Source organism: Aminobacter anthyllidis (genome assembly GCF_018555685.1).
GTDB lineage: Bacteria > Pseudomonadota > Alphaproteobacteria > Rhizobiales > Rhizobiaceae > Aminobacter > Aminobacter anthyllidis.
In genome coordinates this window covers 159,905-173,456 of record NZ_JAFLWW010000004.1, presented here as the reverse complement: position 1 = coordinate 173,456, position 13,552 = coordinate 159,905, and the positions used below count along the sequence as shown (strand labels likewise).

The 13,552-nt window shown below is 60.8% G+C and carries 14 protein-coding genes and 1 pseudogene; 3 read left to right on the top strand and 12 right to left on the bottom strand.

The window, feature by feature from the left end:
* Positions 1–74: 74 nt before the first annotated feature.
* From J1C56_RS14670 to J1C56_RS14655, 4 genes are all read right to left on the bottom strand, one after another.
* Entirely contained in the window at positions 75–1,112 is a 1,038-nt protein-coding gene (locus J1C56_RS14670) for an alpha/beta fold hydrolase (protein ID WP_214390627.1), read from the bottom strand.
* 312 nt (positions 1,113–1,424) lie between these two features.
* On the bottom strand, positions 1,425–1,994 hold the full coding sequence (locus J1C56_RS33305) for an ANTAR domain-containing response regulator (protein ID WP_214390625.1): 570 nt from the start codon (positions 1,992–1,994) through the stop codon (positions 1,425–1,427).
* A gap of 145 nt (positions 1,995–2,139) precedes the next feature.
* Positions 2,140–3,249, bottom strand: a complete 1,110-nt coding sequence (locus J1C56_RS14660; RefSeq protein ID WP_214390617.1) for a transporter substrate-binding domain-containing protein — start codon at positions 3,247–3,249, stop codon at positions 2,140–2,142.
* A 277-nt stretch (positions 3,250–3,526) separates the two neighbouring features.
* Positions 3,527–4,441, bottom strand: a complete 915-nt coding sequence (locus tag J1C56_RS14655) for an ABC transporter substrate-binding protein (protein WP_214390615.1) — start codon at positions 4,439–4,441, stop codon at positions 3,527–3,529.
* Positions 4,442–4,594: 153 nt separating this feature from the next.
* Here J1C56_RS14655 and J1C56_RS14650 point away from each other — a divergent pair, with 153 nt between their 5' ends.
* From J1C56_RS14650 to J1C56_RS14640, 3 genes are read left to right on the top strand one after another with little or no spacing between them, the layout of a single operon-like run.
* Positions 4,595–5,398, top strand: coding sequence for a substrate-binding periplasmic protein (locus J1C56_RS14650; protein ID WP_214390613.1), 804 nt, complete (start codon positions 4,595–4,597; stop codon positions 5,396–5,398).
* Between the two features lie 27 nt (positions 5,399–5,425).
* Positions 5,426–6,070 (top strand): ABC transporter permease subunit, encoded by a 645-nt coding sequence (locus tag J1C56_RS14645; RefSeq protein WP_214390612.1) that lies wholly within the window; start codon positions 5,426–5,428, stop codon positions 6,068–6,070.
* Positions 6,067–6,720, top strand: a complete 654-nt coding sequence (locus tag J1C56_RS14640) for an amino acid ABC transporter permease (protein ID WP_214390610.1) — start codon at positions 6,067–6,069, stop codon at positions 6,718–6,720. Before J1C56_RS14645 ends, J1C56_RS14640 begins: the two co-directional genes overlap by 4 nt.
* Positions 6,721–7,049: 329 nt before the next feature.
* Here J1C56_RS14640 and J1C56_RS14635 read toward each other — a convergent pair whose 3' ends face one another.
* The 8 genes and pseudogenes from J1C56_RS14635 to J1C56_RS14605 all read right to left on the bottom strand — a co-directional run bounded on the left by J1C56_RS14635 (position 7,050) and on the right by J1C56_RS14605 (position 13,369).
* Complete coding sequence (locus J1C56_RS14635; RefSeq protein ID WP_214390608.1) at positions 7,050–8,183, bottom strand: aminomethyl transferase family protein; 1,134 nt, start codon at positions 8,181–8,183, stop codon at positions 7,050–7,052.
* 204 nt (positions 8,184–8,387) lie between these two features.
* Positions 8,388–9,005: a HupE/UreJ family protein gene (locus J1C56_RS14630; RefSeq protein ID WP_338001443.1), complete on the bottom strand. Its 618-nt coding sequence runs from the start codon at positions 9,003–9,005 to the stop codon at positions 8,388–8,390.
* A gap of 50 nt (positions 9,006–9,055) precedes the next feature.
* A complete protein-coding gene (locus J1C56_RS14625; protein ID WP_214390606.1) occupies positions 9,056–10,102 on the bottom strand; it encodes an arginase family protein in 1,047 nt (348 codons plus the stop codon).
* 25 nt (positions 10,103–10,127) lie between these two features.
* The gene (locus tag J1C56_RS14620; RefSeq protein WP_214390604.1) at positions 10,128–11,201 is read right to left on the bottom strand and encodes an agmatinase family protein; all 1,074 of its coding nucleotides are present in this window, start codon (positions 11,199–11,201) and stop codon (positions 10,128–10,130) included.
* A 26-nt stretch (positions 11,202–11,227) separates the two neighbouring features.
* Complete coding sequence (gene hypA / locus J1C56_RS14615; protein ID WP_214390602.1) at positions 11,228–11,617, bottom strand: hydrogenase maturation nickel metallochaperone HypA; 390 nt, start codon at positions 11,615–11,617, stop codon at positions 11,228–11,230.
* A gap of 10 nt (positions 11,618–11,627) precedes the next feature.
* Positions 11,628–12,353, bottom strand: coding sequence for a hydrogenase nickel incorporation protein HypB (gene hypB / locus J1C56_RS14610; RefSeq protein WP_246591387.1), 726 nt, complete (start codon positions 12,351–12,353; stop codon positions 11,628–11,630).
* Positions 12,354–12,395: 42 nt separating this feature from the next.
* A pseudogene (locus tag J1C56_RS32900) lies at positions 12,396–12,614 on the bottom strand (hydrogenase nickel incorporation protein HypB); the annotation flags it as partial.
* Between the two features lie 2 nt (positions 12,615–12,616).
* On the bottom strand, positions 12,617–13,369 hold the full coding sequence (locus tag J1C56_RS14605) for a TetR/AcrR family transcriptional regulator (protein WP_214390598.1): 753 nt from the start codon (positions 13,367–13,369) through the stop codon (positions 12,617–12,619).
* Positions 13,370–13,552: the final 183 nt, after the last annotated feature.

Here is a 13,552-nt window from a genome sequence, read left to right as displayed (position 1 = left end):
CCCTTTGCTTTGAGGCCTATCCGTGCGGATAGGCCCGGTCCAAGTTCATGATCGGAAAGGAAAGACGTTGCGGCTCAGCTCGCCAGCAACTCCCGCCAGGCTTCGTCAAGAAACTTCACATCCGCCTGCCTGAGGCCGGAGCCGCCGGCGAAGTGCCCGTGGCTCGAGCGGAAGGGGCGAAGTTCCGCATTCGGCATGTGTTCGACCTCGAACGCGCTGTCTTCCGGCGGAAAGTAGAGGTCGCAGTCGCCCGGCATGACGATCGCCTTGGCCTTGATGGCGCCGAGCGCCTTGCGGAAGTCGCCGTTGTAGAGCTCGTTGTCGCTGATGTCGCCGGACTGCCAGGTGCGGATCATCGCGACCATGTTGTTGGCGTCGCGCAGGTTGAACCACTGCTCCCAATAGCCGACGATGAAGTCCTCGACGGAGGCGTAGCCGAGCTCGAGATATTCCTCCTTACGGAAGAATTCCTGCGAGAAGCCCCAGCCGGCATAGACGCGCCCCATAGCGCGCAGGCCCTTGAACGGCTGGTCGTCATACCAGCCTTCCTTGAAGGAATCGTCGGCCGTCAGTGCCGCCTTCACGCCCTCCAGCATGACGTGGTTATGCTTTGCCGTCTTCGCTGAGCCGGCAGTCGGGCAGATGGTCTCGACCATGTCGGGATAGAGCGCGGCCCAATGGAACGTCTGCGCAGCGGCCATCGACCAACCGGTGACCATCTTGATCTTGGTGATGCCGAACTTCTCGGTCAGCAGGCGATGCTGGGCCTTGATGTTGTCGTAGTAGGTGACATGCGGAAAGCGCGCCTTGTTGTAGGGCGCCGGCGTGTTGCTCGGCGAGGACGACAGGCCGTTGCCGAAGACGTTGGGGATAATGATGAAATACTTGCTCGGGTCGAGCGCGCCGCCTTCACGGATGACCCACTGGTTGTCGTAGTGGGTCGAGGCCATGTAGGTCAGCAGGAGAATGACATTGCTCTTGTCGGCATTGAGCCTGCCAAACGTCTTGTATGCCAGCTTTGCGTTGGGAAGGGTCATCCCTTTCTGGAGTTTCAGATCTCCAAGCTCGAAGATTTCGTAGTCAACTTCCTTGTCTATCTTCCACTGCGCCATAGCTACCTCCTGCATTTGGCAATAGTTCAGGGTTCAGCCGCCCCACTCGGGGCAGCCGTTGCGATAGTTCCGATCAGGCAATAAGTATTCTTTCCGACCCGCGAGGGTCAGTTGATGCCTACCTCAAACCTCCTGGCGTATTTCTCCTGGCGCGAGCCACAGGCGGTAGAAAAACGCAAAAACCCCGCGCACTCAGAAACCTGAGTTTGCGCGAGGTCAATCTTGATCCTCTATGAAACGCAGCGCTTTTGCTGCGGAGATTGGCTCACTTGGAGCCTTCGGAAGCCACGAGGCCTCACGAACACTTTGATATTATTCCATCAGGCCGTAGGCGTCAACCAGGGCGGCGGAAATTGCGGCGACCGACATCTGCTTGGTCATGGCTTGCCGTCGCAGGTAGTCATAAGCCTCGTTGGCACGCAGCTTCTTCTGCGTCATCAGGATGAGCTTGGCCTGCTCGATCTGCCGCGAGGCATGCAGCGTCTCTTCGAGTTTCGCTACCTTGTTGAGCAACCGCCGTTCGTAGCTGAACACATTTCGCGCCAGCGCTAAGTTGGACAGGATCGCGGCTGGCTGGCATGGCTTGACTAATACCGCCTGAGCATTGGAAAGCCTGAGCACGTCGACAGGCACGCCCTTGTCGCCGTCGACGACTGCCACGACGGGCACCGGCGGCGCACCGGAAAGCCATGGGGCGGCCGCAAGCACTTCGGCATCGATTGCCACCAGTGCGAAGTCGAATCCGATTGGCGGCAGTGTTGGCGCTGGCCAGGCCATCTCGACGCGGCATCCAACTCGCCTGACCTCACGCGCGACGGCATCGCCCTCACTGTCGCGCGGATGGACAAGCAGCACTGTCGACTGGCGCAATTCCGCCTGCACGCTGCCCGATCCGCGCGTAGCCCTTGGTTGCGCACCGCTTGCACGCTGCGACCCATCGGCGCCCGCTCCGTGGTATCCGCGAGAAGCAGAAGGACCGCTCATGACCGAACCTCGTATGCTGAGCTCTCAGGCAAGTCGGTCACCCTCACGTCACGAGAAATGGGTCGGGCCGCAGCGCGACCATCGATTCCCGCAGAATGTCGAACCGGCCGTGGTCGTCTGCCTTACCGATCCGCGTCCAAAGCTCGGCATGGCTGTTCTTATAGTCGATGCCAATCCGCCCCTGAGGGGCTGCGATTTCCCGGCCAAGCACCGCCGGGCGCAAGGTGTCGGTGTCCATGCTGTTCGTCTCGGCGACGGCCTGGGCGAAGAGGTGAACCTGGAAATATGCAGCCTCGGCACACATGTTGGTCGACTCATCTTCGCCGAAACGCTGCTTAAAGAGGCGAACGAAGCGGTCGTTTTCTTCATTCTCCACGCTCTCGAAATAGGTCGCAGCGGTGATGTGTCCGGCCCCGACGTCCGTTCCCATGAGCCGCAGTTCCGCCTCGCAGGTGTTCAAGCTGCCGATGGGCATGTTGTCGGGGGTGAAGCCGGCGTCAGTGTAGGCCTGGTAGAAGTGAGAGATCGCCTGACCGACGACCGTCGAAAAGATGACGTCGGGCTTGTTGTTGCGCAGGTCGCGGATGATCGGTCGAAAATCGTTCGGGCTCGCACCGAAACCCAGATATTCCTCGCCGACGATCGTGCCACCCTGGCCACACACCAGATCGCGAACGATCCGGTTGGTCCGCCTGGGATAACAATAGTCGGTGCCGAGCAGGTAGAACCGGTTACCGTGGGTCGTGAGCAGGTAGTTGATCAGCTCGATGGTGTTCTGGTTGGGCGAGGACCCGGTGTAGATGATGTTGGGCGAGAATTCGAAGCCCTCGTAGCGCGTCGGATACCAGAGCAGCGCATTGACCCGCTCTACCAGCGGCAGCACGGCCTTGCGGCTTGTCGAAGTGTAGCAACCGAAGATTGTCGTGACGCGATCCTCGATCAAAAGCTTCCGCGCATAATGGGAATAGAGTTCGGTGCTGGATGTCGGATCATAGATGATTGGCACGATCTCACGGCCATTGATGCCGCCGGCCGCGTTGATTTCGGCGATGCCCAGCATCGTGCCCTTGAGCTGCGTCTCCTCGATCGCCCCGGTATCTCCGGATTGCGAGAAGAGGACGCCGACGCGCCAAGGCTCGCCCGTCGAGCCCATGCTCAACTGCCGTCCATGGCAAGATGAAATGCGAACATCTTATCCTCCGCCTTCCAGCCCCTCGTCAGCCGGCTTCCGGCCATGGCCGGCGCAACTTATGACGCTGCTGCCGAAAGCCACCCCTGCGAGGAATTAGTTATTCCTAACATACAAGCATGGTGGGACCAATCGAAAATGGGCTGCCCACACCGGGGCGTCCATCCGTTCGACGCCGACAGCAGGTACCGCGGACTTCGCAGCCCTACTCCAAAGCGCCCGGCGGATCGCTGCAATTTGCCTAGTTTTGGCATATAGCGGCCGCCAGCCCTTCGGCCGACCGACGCGCATCCCCACCAACCGTAAAGACCGCGCATTCGAGCGTGTCGGCCATCTTGGCACCTTCGAGATCGAATTCCATCCGCAGTGCCCCATTCGGGAATACCTGGCGCTCGAGGATCCAAGTCAGCTGGTTGCGGACGATTTCGGGATCCATGTCAGGCGAGCGCCTGATAACCGCTTCGACGCCGAGCTGCGGGTTTGCCCGGCAATCGTGCCAAGCCTGGCGGGTGATAGCCTGCAGCCTGCCGGCAAGGCCCGGCTCCGTCTCCAACACCGAGTTGAGCGCCACAAGCGCGCCTGAATAGGTGTCGAGACCGTTATCGGCGAAGTAGAGGAACTCGAGGGCACTGGTGTCATAGCCGCGCATCTGCATGGCAAACTTCAGCGTCGCATCGAAGCATGTGGCCGCAAGCACCGAACGCTGCGCCACCAGCCGGTCGCGTTCCTCCGGCTGGACGCCAAGATAGGTGTAGCTGTCCGGCGCAAGGCCGTTGCGCTTGAGCAGCAGCGGCAGCAGGCGCGCCGAGGTGTCGCCGTTCGGCCCGCACAAGGTGCTGCCAGGAATGTCAGCCAGCGTGAGGCGATTGCCGTCGGAGAGATAACCGAGGCAGCAAGGCGTGTGGTCGTAAATCGGCACGAGGCATGAGATCTCAGTCTCGCCAGTGCGCAGCGCGCGCTCGAAAACCGAGGATACATCACCGTATCCGATATCAGCTTCGCCGCCCACAAGGGCGCGTGTCACCAGCGACGAACTGAAGCCCTCGACGAACGTGCAAGACAGGCCATGGTCGCCGAAATAGCCGGCGTCAACGGCGTGCAGGAACGGCGAATTCTGCCCCTGAAACAGGTAGTTGAGCTTGAAACGCAGTTCCATTCCACAAAACCTCGAACTTTCGGAACGGCCGTTCTTGAGAAACAGATTCTCCAGAAAGTATCGTATCCAAATTGGCTGCCGCCTTGGTGGCTTTAGCGGTTTGTGATATAACCCAAACATTCTGTTTTCAAGCTACCCATCAAAGGAGTGATCATGGGATTTGCGCGGACAGCACTGCTGGCCCTCATCGCGGTTTTCGGCGTGAGCGCGGCAAGTGCGCAGGACTACAAGGCCGCCCTCGTCAACGCCGACACGATCACGGTCGGTACATCGGGTTCGGCGCCGCCATTCAGCATGACCAACGCCACGGGCGAGCTTGAAGGCTTCGATATCGACGTCATCAACCTGATCGCGAAATCGCTCGGCGTTACCGCCAAGTTCGAGAAGCTCGACTTTGCCGGCCTGCTGCCGGGGCTGACCGCCGGACGCTTCGATGCCATCGCCTCAGGCGTAAGCCGTACGCCGGAGCGGCTTGCCTCGAAGGACTTCTTCCTGCTGTCGCCCTACATCGTCAACGGCGTCGCCGTGACCCGCCGCGAGGCCGACACCGGCATCACAGGCTGGAAGGATGTTTGCGGCAAGACCATGGGTGCCGTGCGCGGCGGCTCGTTCCAGAAGGTCGCCAAGGAGAAGCTGCCGGCAGACTGCGTCACCGAGAGCCGCGAGTATCCCGGCTCGACGGAGCTATTCCTCGACCTCGAGAACCGCCGCATCGACTTCGCAGCGCACGACTTCCTCGGGCCAAAATATCTCGCCAAATCGGGCAAGCTCTCGGGCGTCGTCACGCTTGACGATCTGCTCTCCACCGTGACCCAGAGCGTCGCCGTCAACAACAAGAACAAGCCGCTGGCAGACGCTATCGACGCCCTGTTCGAGACATGGCGCAAGGATGGCACGCTGCAGGGCCTCGCCGACAAGTGGTTCGGCGCGTCGATCGATTGGTCAAAGGCTCAGTAGCTAGCGTAGCCGGAGGGGCGGCCGGACATGGAAATTGCGATTGCCTGGCTGCCGCGGCTGTTGACCGCGGCAGTTCTAACGATTGCGCTGTCGGCAGTGATCTTCACGCTGTCGGCGCTGTTTGGCCTCCTGCTGTCGCTCGTCCATTACGGCCGCGAGAAATCGCTGGCGCGCAAGGGCATCGAGGCATTCAGCGCCTTCTTCCGCTCGGTGCCGGAACTGGTCGTCCTGTTCCTGTTCTTCTTTGGCGGGCCACAGATAGGCATCGATTTTGGCCCCATCGGCTCGACCATCATCGCCTTCACGCTGGTCGGCATCGCCTTCGACTACCAGGTGTTCAAGGGCGCGCTGGCAACCATCCCGTTCGGCCAGTACGAGGCCGGCAAGGCGCTCGGCCTGTCGTCGCAAACGGTGTTCCGGCGCATTCTCATCCCGCAGGTATTGCCGCTGGCACGCAAGGGCTGGATCACCTACGCCATCGGCACGGTCAAGCGCATGTCGATCGCCTCGGCGGTGTCGGTCAGCGAAATCCTCTACGTCACCAAGCAGGGCATCGCCGCCACCAACGCGCCCTTCACCTTCCTGGCGCTTGCCGTCGGCCTGTACATCCTGATCGTGACGCCGCTGCTCGTCTTCAACGAGCGCAAGCCGACGCAGGCGATGGCGCGATGAGCATCCTTCTCGACCCCAGCTACCAGCACATGCTGCTCAACGGGCTCGGCATGACGCTGCTGATCTCCGTGATTGTCATTGTCGTGTCGAACCTTCTTGCGTTGCCGCTCGCCATCTACATGCAGCGGCCGGATGGCGTCTTCCGGCGCTTGATCATCGCCTACAGCTTCTTCGCTCGCGCTGCACCCGTGCTGGCATTGCTGTTTGCACTCTATTACGGGCTGCCCCGGCTCGGCATCTATCTCGAGCCGGTGCCCTCTGCGCTGATCGGCCTGATATTCGCTTCGACCGCCTACAATCTCGAATTCCTGCGCTCCGGCTTCGAAAGCGTGCCCGCGGGCCAGCTCGACGCGGCCAAGGCGCTCGGGCTGAAACCCTTCGCCATCTACTGGAAGGTGATGACCCCACAGGCTTATCGGCTCGCCGCACCGTCGCTGTTTTCCAACGCCATCCAGATGGTCAAGGGCAGTTCGTTGGCCAGCCTGGTCGCCATCGACGAGCTGACCGCAGCATCGACCACGATCATCGCCGAGACCTACAAGGCAATCGAAGTGCTGCTGGTCGTGTCGGTTTTTTATCTGCTGATCGCCGCAGTTATCATCTGCCTGCAATATCTCTACGAATCCCGCCAGCGCCTCCATCGACGCTAGGTCGTCGCCGGCGGCGTCATGGCTTTCCGCAATGGCGTCATGCGCCACTGGGTGCTCCACAGTGCTTGAGATACCCGGCTACGCCAAGCGGCTGATGGGCCATCAGGCGTAATAGCGCTGAGCAGCGGATTTCAGCCAGCATGTTATTTGATCTGGCTCGGTTGAAAACCAGTCGCGGAGACGACCAAGCCTGAGGTCCCAACTTGGACCTGGCCTATCCATTCCCGAAGCGGGCGCTTCGAAGTCGAAGTGCCCGCTTCGCTATCACACTGCGCCACAATCGACCGGGCGATCGAGCAGCGCAGCGATCAAAGCATCACCCGTGCGTCTCAGCCCTTTGCGGTACGCTTTTTCTTTTCCGGATCGTCGAAGGTCAGCGTGTGGGCGATGGCACTGGCATTGAGCGACTTGCCGCGCACCTCGAGCTTCACGCCCTGCCTGGCGTAGGGCACGTCGAGACGGGCAATCGCCATCGAACGCTTGGTCAGCTTCGAATAGGATGGGCAGGTGATGACGCCGACCTTCTTTCCATCGGCCCAGACCTCGTCGCCGAGATCGGCCATCTTGTCGCCTTCGATCAGCATGCCGAAGATCTTGAAGCGCTCGTTGCCCTTCTGGCGGTAATGTTCCTCGGCACCGCGGAAGCCGGTCTTGCCAGGCGAAACGGTGAAGTCGAGGCCGAGTTCCCACAGGCTGTCGCCGGCCGGTTGACCGGGAAGCGGGTACATCTGCGAGTTGTCGTAGGGGAAAAACAGCAGATAGCTCTCGACGCGCAGCAGGTCGAGCGTGCTGAAGCAGCACGGAATGATGCCCATCTCCTTGCCCTCGGACAAGATGGTGTCCCAGACAAGGCGTGCATCCTGGCCGCGTACGAAGATCTCGTAGCCGCGCTCGCCGGTGTAGCCGGTCCGCGAAATGGTCACCGGAGCACCAAACAGCGTGGTGTGAACGTGGTGGAAATAGTTGAGTTCGCGAATGCCTGGCACGTGCTTGGCAAGGAAATCGACCGCCACCGGCCCCTGCAGCGAAAGATCGTGCAGGTCGTCGTCGAACAGCACGGCGCAGTTGCGGCCCGCCGCCTGCTTGATGATCTCTTCATGCGCGGTGCCGGTGCCGGAGACCAGCATCCATGAGTTGGGGCCGTTGCGGTAGATCACGCAATCGTCGATCAGATGGCCGCGCTCGTTGAGCATGGCGGCATAGACCGAACGACCCGGCTGAATCTTTGCGACGCTGCGCGTCGTGACATACTCAAGAACCGCGATCGCATGCGGTCCAATCAGGTGCATCTTGCGCAAGCCCGAAACGTCCATAAGGCCGGCCTTGGTGCGGATCGCAACATGCTGGTCGAACGGGTCGGCATCGTAAGTCCACGCGGTGCCCATGCCGCTCCAATCCTCGAGATTGGAACCCAGCGCGCGATGGCGGTCGCCGAGGGCGGTAAAGCGCCAGCTCAAAGTCATTGTATCCTCCGGTAATTTTGGCAAACAGATTTCGTGCCGGCGCGGCAGACATGCGCCAGAACTTTCGTTCGTCGCTCCACATGAGTATGGCCAGCGACAGAATTTCAGGATTTTTTGTGGAGGCGATGGGCCTGAGCGCCCTCCAACGCTCAGGCCAGGCGGAGCGCGGCCGCGCCGGCTCCGCCGATCACCTGGTTCAACTGATCAGCCAGCCAGGCCGGCGGCCAGGGCAACGCCCGCTGCGGCGATGCCGCCGCCGCCCACCTTGAGCGCTGTGCGCCAGGACAGGCGCGCAACGAAGGTTGCCAACGAAAAGCCCATCGCATGCAGGACCACGGTCGAAGCGACAAAGCCCAGCCCGTAGAGGAAGGCATTGCTGGCGATTGGCAATTCCTGACCATGGGCAAAGCCATGCAGGCCGCCAAAGACAACGGTCATCGCAAAGGCCGCGCCGAACGGCACTCGGCTGCCCAGTGCAACGATTGCTCCAAGAAGAACGACCGATCCGGCAATGCCAAGTTCGACGAAGGGAAGCGACAGCCCGGTCATGCCAAACACCGCGCCGGCGATCATGCCGATGACGAAGCCCAGCGGCAGCCAACGGAACACCGGCTCGTTGTCGGCATTCTGCCCGGCCCAGATGCCGACTCCGGCCATGGCAAGGATATGGTCGAGCCCGGAGAGCGGGTGAGATAGACCCGCTCCAAGGCCGCCGGCTTCGGGCAGAAAATGCGCGTAGCTCGGCATCGTCGACGCGACATAGGCAACAGCAACCGCTGCAGCGAACTGCGTCATCTTCTTCGTGTTCGTTATCGTGTTCACCATCAACTCCTGTGGCCGGCCGCAGCCGGCCTTGTCCAAGTGTTTGTCTGTTACTCAGCGGCGACCAGGTCGGTGCGGCGCAGGTTGGCGTCGATCACGTCGCCATTTTGTGCCGCCAACGACGCCATCAACCGCATGATGACGCAGGCTGCGAGCCGCGCCGCCGTGCCGCTGATGTCGAAGATCGGGCAAAGCTCGGTGAGATCGATGACGCTGACACTGCCTCGCTTGGCGATCATGTCGGCGATGCGCATCATCTCCCGCGACTCGATGCCGCCTGGTTCCGTCGAGGTGACGCCGGGTGCTGCCGACGAATCCATGACGTTGAAATTGAAGCTGAGATACTGCGCGTCGGTATCGCCCCAGACCCGCTCGATCGAGCGCTCGACCAACGGGTAGATGCCCCCGTCAAACAGATCGAACATCGAGTCGAACTGAAGCCCCCTCTCCTTCGACAGGTCGATATGGTCCTTCGGGTTCATAGCATTGCGAGCACCCAGATGCGCGACATTCTTGATATCGAGGTTGGGCAGCTCTGTGATGCGGGCCATGGCGCAAGGGGCGAGATTGCGCTCGCCGGCCCAGCTGTCGGCCATGTCGAGCTGGGCGCTGAAATGCATGTAGCCCATCTTTTTGTTTGCGCCGATATGGTCTGAAAGCGCGCGCGCCGCGGCGATCGAGATCGAGCGGTCGCCACCGCAGATGATCGGCGTGAGGCCGGATTTCAGCACTTCGCGGACCGCACGATAGATGCGCTCGTGCGCCACCTCCGGGCTGACCTTCGGCATCGAAACGTCGCCGCAATCGACAGCCGCGCCGTGCAGGTCGACATTGTATTCGAACCAATAGGAGAAGTACTCCTGCGAGACGAGGCGGAATTCGCGCGGTCCGTCCTCCGATCCGGGCTTGCCGACATTGCCCTCATCGAAGGGCACGCCGACGAAGGCATATTTGGCGCCGCAGGCCTTGAGCGCTTCGGCGTTCAGCGGCACGTGGGCCGAACGCAGGAACGTGATCAGGCCAGGTGCGCGGTAGTTGTCACCAGCGTCGCCGCCTAGTGGCGAGAACAGGTGGGCGTAGGATTTTGCTGGGTTCATGACTGTATCTCCTCCCTGAGAATTCTTACGGTTGCTTGCCCTGCTGACGCAGCGTCTGGGCTCGCGAGCCGAGATAGTGGTAGATCATGTTGACCGTCATCTTGGCGCTGATCTGGCTCGAGTCGAAGTAAGGGCAGAGCTCGACGACATCGAGAATGTCGCAGCCGTGTCGGCCGGCGATCCGCGCGAACTGGATCGCTTCGCGCCCCTTCAGGCCGTAGCATTCCGGCGAAGTCGAGCCGGGCATGCAGCTCATGTCGATCGAGTCCGTATCCCAGGTGAAGTAGAGTGTGTCGGCGTCCTTCTTCACCCGTTCGAAAATCTCGTTGGCGCACACCTCCAGCCCGCGCTCGATCATCTCGGGCATGGTGACGACGCGGATCTCGTTGTCGACGTAGAAGTCCCACCAGTCCTTGGGATTGAGGCCGTTGCGCGAGCCCATATGCGCCATGTTTCTGGCATTGCAGTTGGGCAGGTCGAGAGCGCGCGGCGCGCCGGAGCAGTTGGTGATCAGATTGCCGGCCCAATCGGGTCCGGCGTCGAGATGGCTGTCGACGTGCAGGTAACCCATCTTGCCGGCGCCGGTGAAGCGCGACAGCGCCTTGGCGCCAGGGATCGGCAGAGAGTGATCGCCGCCGAACAGGATCACCTTGGCGCCACCTTCGAGGCATTCGGTGACGTAGTCGGTGGTGTATTCCTGCGACTTGATGTTGTTGCCGGGCACTGTCGGTACATCGCCGCAGTCGACGATGCGGAAATAGCTCAGCAGGTCGACGTCGTATTCGAACATGTAGGGGAAGTACTGCGTCGTTGCCTCACGCAGACCTGAAGCACCCTGCGAAGCACCGGCGCGCACGATCTGGCCCTGGTCCCAAGGCACGGCCAGAAAGCAGATCTTCGCGCCCATTTCCCGGATCTTGTGGCGGTCCGGCGGGCAATAGGGCGCGCCCATGAAGGTCGCGAGACCCCGGGATTTGAACGAGCCGTTGTGCAGTTTCGGGGAATAGATATGGTCGTTCTCGCCGAATTGCTCGGCAGGGCCACGATGTTGATGTGGCGTGAACTGCCACTTGGCTATGTCTGCTTTTCGATCAAGCATGCTGCTGTTCCTCCCAACAGATGTAACTACTGAAGTGTTTGCCCAACCGGGGCCAACGCCGGATGTGGAGCTTTTTCCTCAAGCTCGATATGGGTCAGTTCCATCTCGCGCCCGGACAGCACCTTGCGTGAAGGCCTCCCGCAGTCGGGGCAGCGAAGATTGGAAAGAGAGATCGGCGAGCGCGCCTCGGCGCAGTGCTCGCAGAATATTGTCAGCGGCACCTCTTCGATGTGCAGCTTGGCGCCTTCGCAAAGCGTGCCGCGCGTCGCCGGGCCGAAGCAGAAATAGAGCGAGCGGGCAATGCCGCACATGACGCCAAGGCGCACATGCATTCCGGTGACCCGCGCGCTGCCGTTGCGCGATGCGTGATCGCTGGCGAGATCAATCATGCTTGAGGCGATAGTGAGTTCGTGCATGACGCCAACCTCACGCGTGCAATGTATTGCGGATGGATTCGACCCGTGTCTGCAGGTCTCGCGCGAGGTCCTGCAATTGCTGTTGGCGGGCGCGGACAATCCAGTCGAGCCATTCCGTCATGCCCGTGCCGTCACGCGCCGAAACCACGATGGTTTCGATCAACGGGTTGACTTCACGAGCGCGGGCAACGCAGGCCTCGATGTCGAAATCGCAGTAGGGCGCCAGATCCGACTTCGAGATAACCAGAAGGTCGGCCGCGGCGAACGCCTCCGGATATTTGACCGGCTTGTCGTCGCCTTCGGTCACCGACAAGATGACCACCTTGTGCGCTTCGCCAAGATCGAAGCCGGCTGGGCACGCCAGATTGCCGACGTTTTCGATGAACAGTACTCCGCCCTGCTGCAGCGAAAGCGATGCAAGCGCGCGCTGGATCATATCGGCGTCCAGGTGGCAGCCCTTGCCGGTGTTGATCTGCACCGCCTGGGTGTCGGTGGCGCGAATACGGTCGGCGTCGTTGGAGGTTTCCTGATCGCCCTCGATCACCCAGGTCGGGAACGTGCCTTTCAACCGCTGCAGCGTTTCGACCAGCAAGGTGGTCTTACCCGCTCCGGGGCTGGCGATCAGATTGAGCCCAAGCACGCCATGGCCACAGAGTTCGCCTCGGACGTCGTCGGCAAACATGCCGTTCTTGGCTAGGATCTCCTGCTCGATCTGCACCAACCGCTTCTGGCTCATGCCCGGCACGTGGGTCTTCGCGGCGTCCTTGCCGAAATGCAGGTCGCTGTGGCGCGGATTTTCGACTTGGCGGGGATCGTTGTCGTGATGATGATCGCCATCATGACCATGATGATGGGAATGACCGTGGTCGTGCCCGTCATGATGATGGTGGTGGCCATCGTGATGGTGATGGTGATGCTCATGGCTTCCATCGAGCTCGGCATCGCCTTTGCCATCGATACGAATGTTCTCAGGCCCGCAGCCGCATACCTGGCACATGGCTATCTCCCGCTTTTGGTCGTGGACGGAGTCTTGGTCCTGGCATCTCCCGCATAATGCAGCAGGCCCCAGGTCACCTCCTTGAGGTAACGCATCGCCGCCGGGATCGGCGCGCCATGCGGCATGAAGCTGCCGAAGTAGATGCCGTCTATGTTGCGCGAGATGAATGCCGCCATCTCTTCGGGATCCGGGCAGGTAAACATTCCGATCTCGACGCCCTGGCGGATGCAATCTGCAAGAATTCGCTTTTCCGATTCATAGAAGTCCTCGACGAAGCTATCGATGAACTTGGGGCCGGCATCGCTGGCGCCCCCGGCATTGACGAACATGATGCGCACGAGGCTGCGTAGCGTTTCCGACATCTCGACATTGAGATCCAGGTAGGCACTCAGCAACTCGGCCGGACTGTCATGCCGTGCAACGACCTCGCCATAATTGGTCATCAGTCGGTCGAGCGCATGAAGCACCGAAGACTGGTAAAGCGAGTCCTTGTTCTTGAAGTAATAGTAGATCAGGGAATGGGCAACACCCAGCTTTTTGGCAATAAGCGGGATCGTCACGCTCTCATAGTCTTCTTCAGCGAAGCATTCGAGCGCCGCCTCCAGGAGAGACTCCGCCCGAACACCAGGATTGCGGTAGAAGCGGACCTTGGCCCGTTTGACCGATTTCACGCGATCTTCAAGATGAATGAGGGCAGCGGATACCATTGATGCTTCCTGACTTCGAGCAAGGTTCGACGCAGTGCGTCGCTTCAATATCTGAAGGAGGTCAAAGTACTGCCTCAGATGTCGAGGGCGGTAGGGCTTGCGATTGCTCTTTCGACCTTGACGCTACGTAGCTTTGACATCGGTGTCAACGACCTTTTTTGCTCAGCCTGGCGTTCGAGGTCCAAAGTGGCCGCCCCAAAAACGCGCCAATTCAAACTTCCCAGGATCCGG

Bases quoted from the DNA above. Each gene is read 5' to 3' on its own strand.
- J1C56_RS14670 (WP_214390627.1), bottom strand. From the start codon at position 1,112: ATGGCGCAGTGGAAGATAGACAAGGAAGTTGACTACGAAATCTTCGAG.
- J1C56_RS14660 (WP_214390617.1), bottom strand. From the start codon at position 3,249: ATGGGCTCGACGGGCGAGCCTTGGCGCGTCGGCGTCCTCTTCTCGCAA.
- J1C56_RS14655 (WP_214390615.1), bottom strand. From the start codon at position 4,441: ATGGAACTGCGTTTCAAGCTCAACTACCTGTTTCAGGGGCAGAATTCG.
- J1C56_RS14650 (WP_214390613.1), top strand. From the start codon at position 4,595: ATGGGATTTGCGCGGACAGCACTGCTGGCCCTCATCGCGGTTTTCGGC.
- J1C56_RS14645 (WP_214390612.1), top strand. From the start codon at position 5,426: ATGGAAATTGCGATTGCCTGGCTGCCGCGGCTGTTGACCGCGGCAGTT.
- J1C56_RS14640 (WP_214390610.1), top strand. From the start codon at position 6,067: ATGAGCATCCTTCTCGACCCCAGCTACCAGCACATGCTGCTCAACGGG.
- J1C56_RS14635 (WP_214390608.1), bottom strand. From the start codon at position 8,183: ATGACTTTGAGCTGGCGCTTTACCGCCCTCGGCGACCGCCATCGCGCG.
- J1C56_RS14625 (WP_214390606.1), bottom strand. From the start codon at position 10,102: ATGAACCCAGCAAAATCCTACGCCCACCTGTTCTCGCCACTAGGCGGC.
- J1C56_RS14620 (WP_214390604.1), bottom strand. From the start codon at position 11,201: ATGCTTGATCGAAAAGCAGACATAGCCAAGTGGCAGTTCACGCCACAT.
- hypA (WP_214390602.1), bottom strand. From the start codon at position 11,617: ATGCACGAACTCACTATCGCCTCAAGCATGATTGATCTCGCCAGCGAT.
- hypB (WP_246591387.1), bottom strand. From the start codon at position 12,353: ATGAGCCAGAAGCGGTTGGTGCAGATCGAGCAGGAGATCCTAGCCAAG.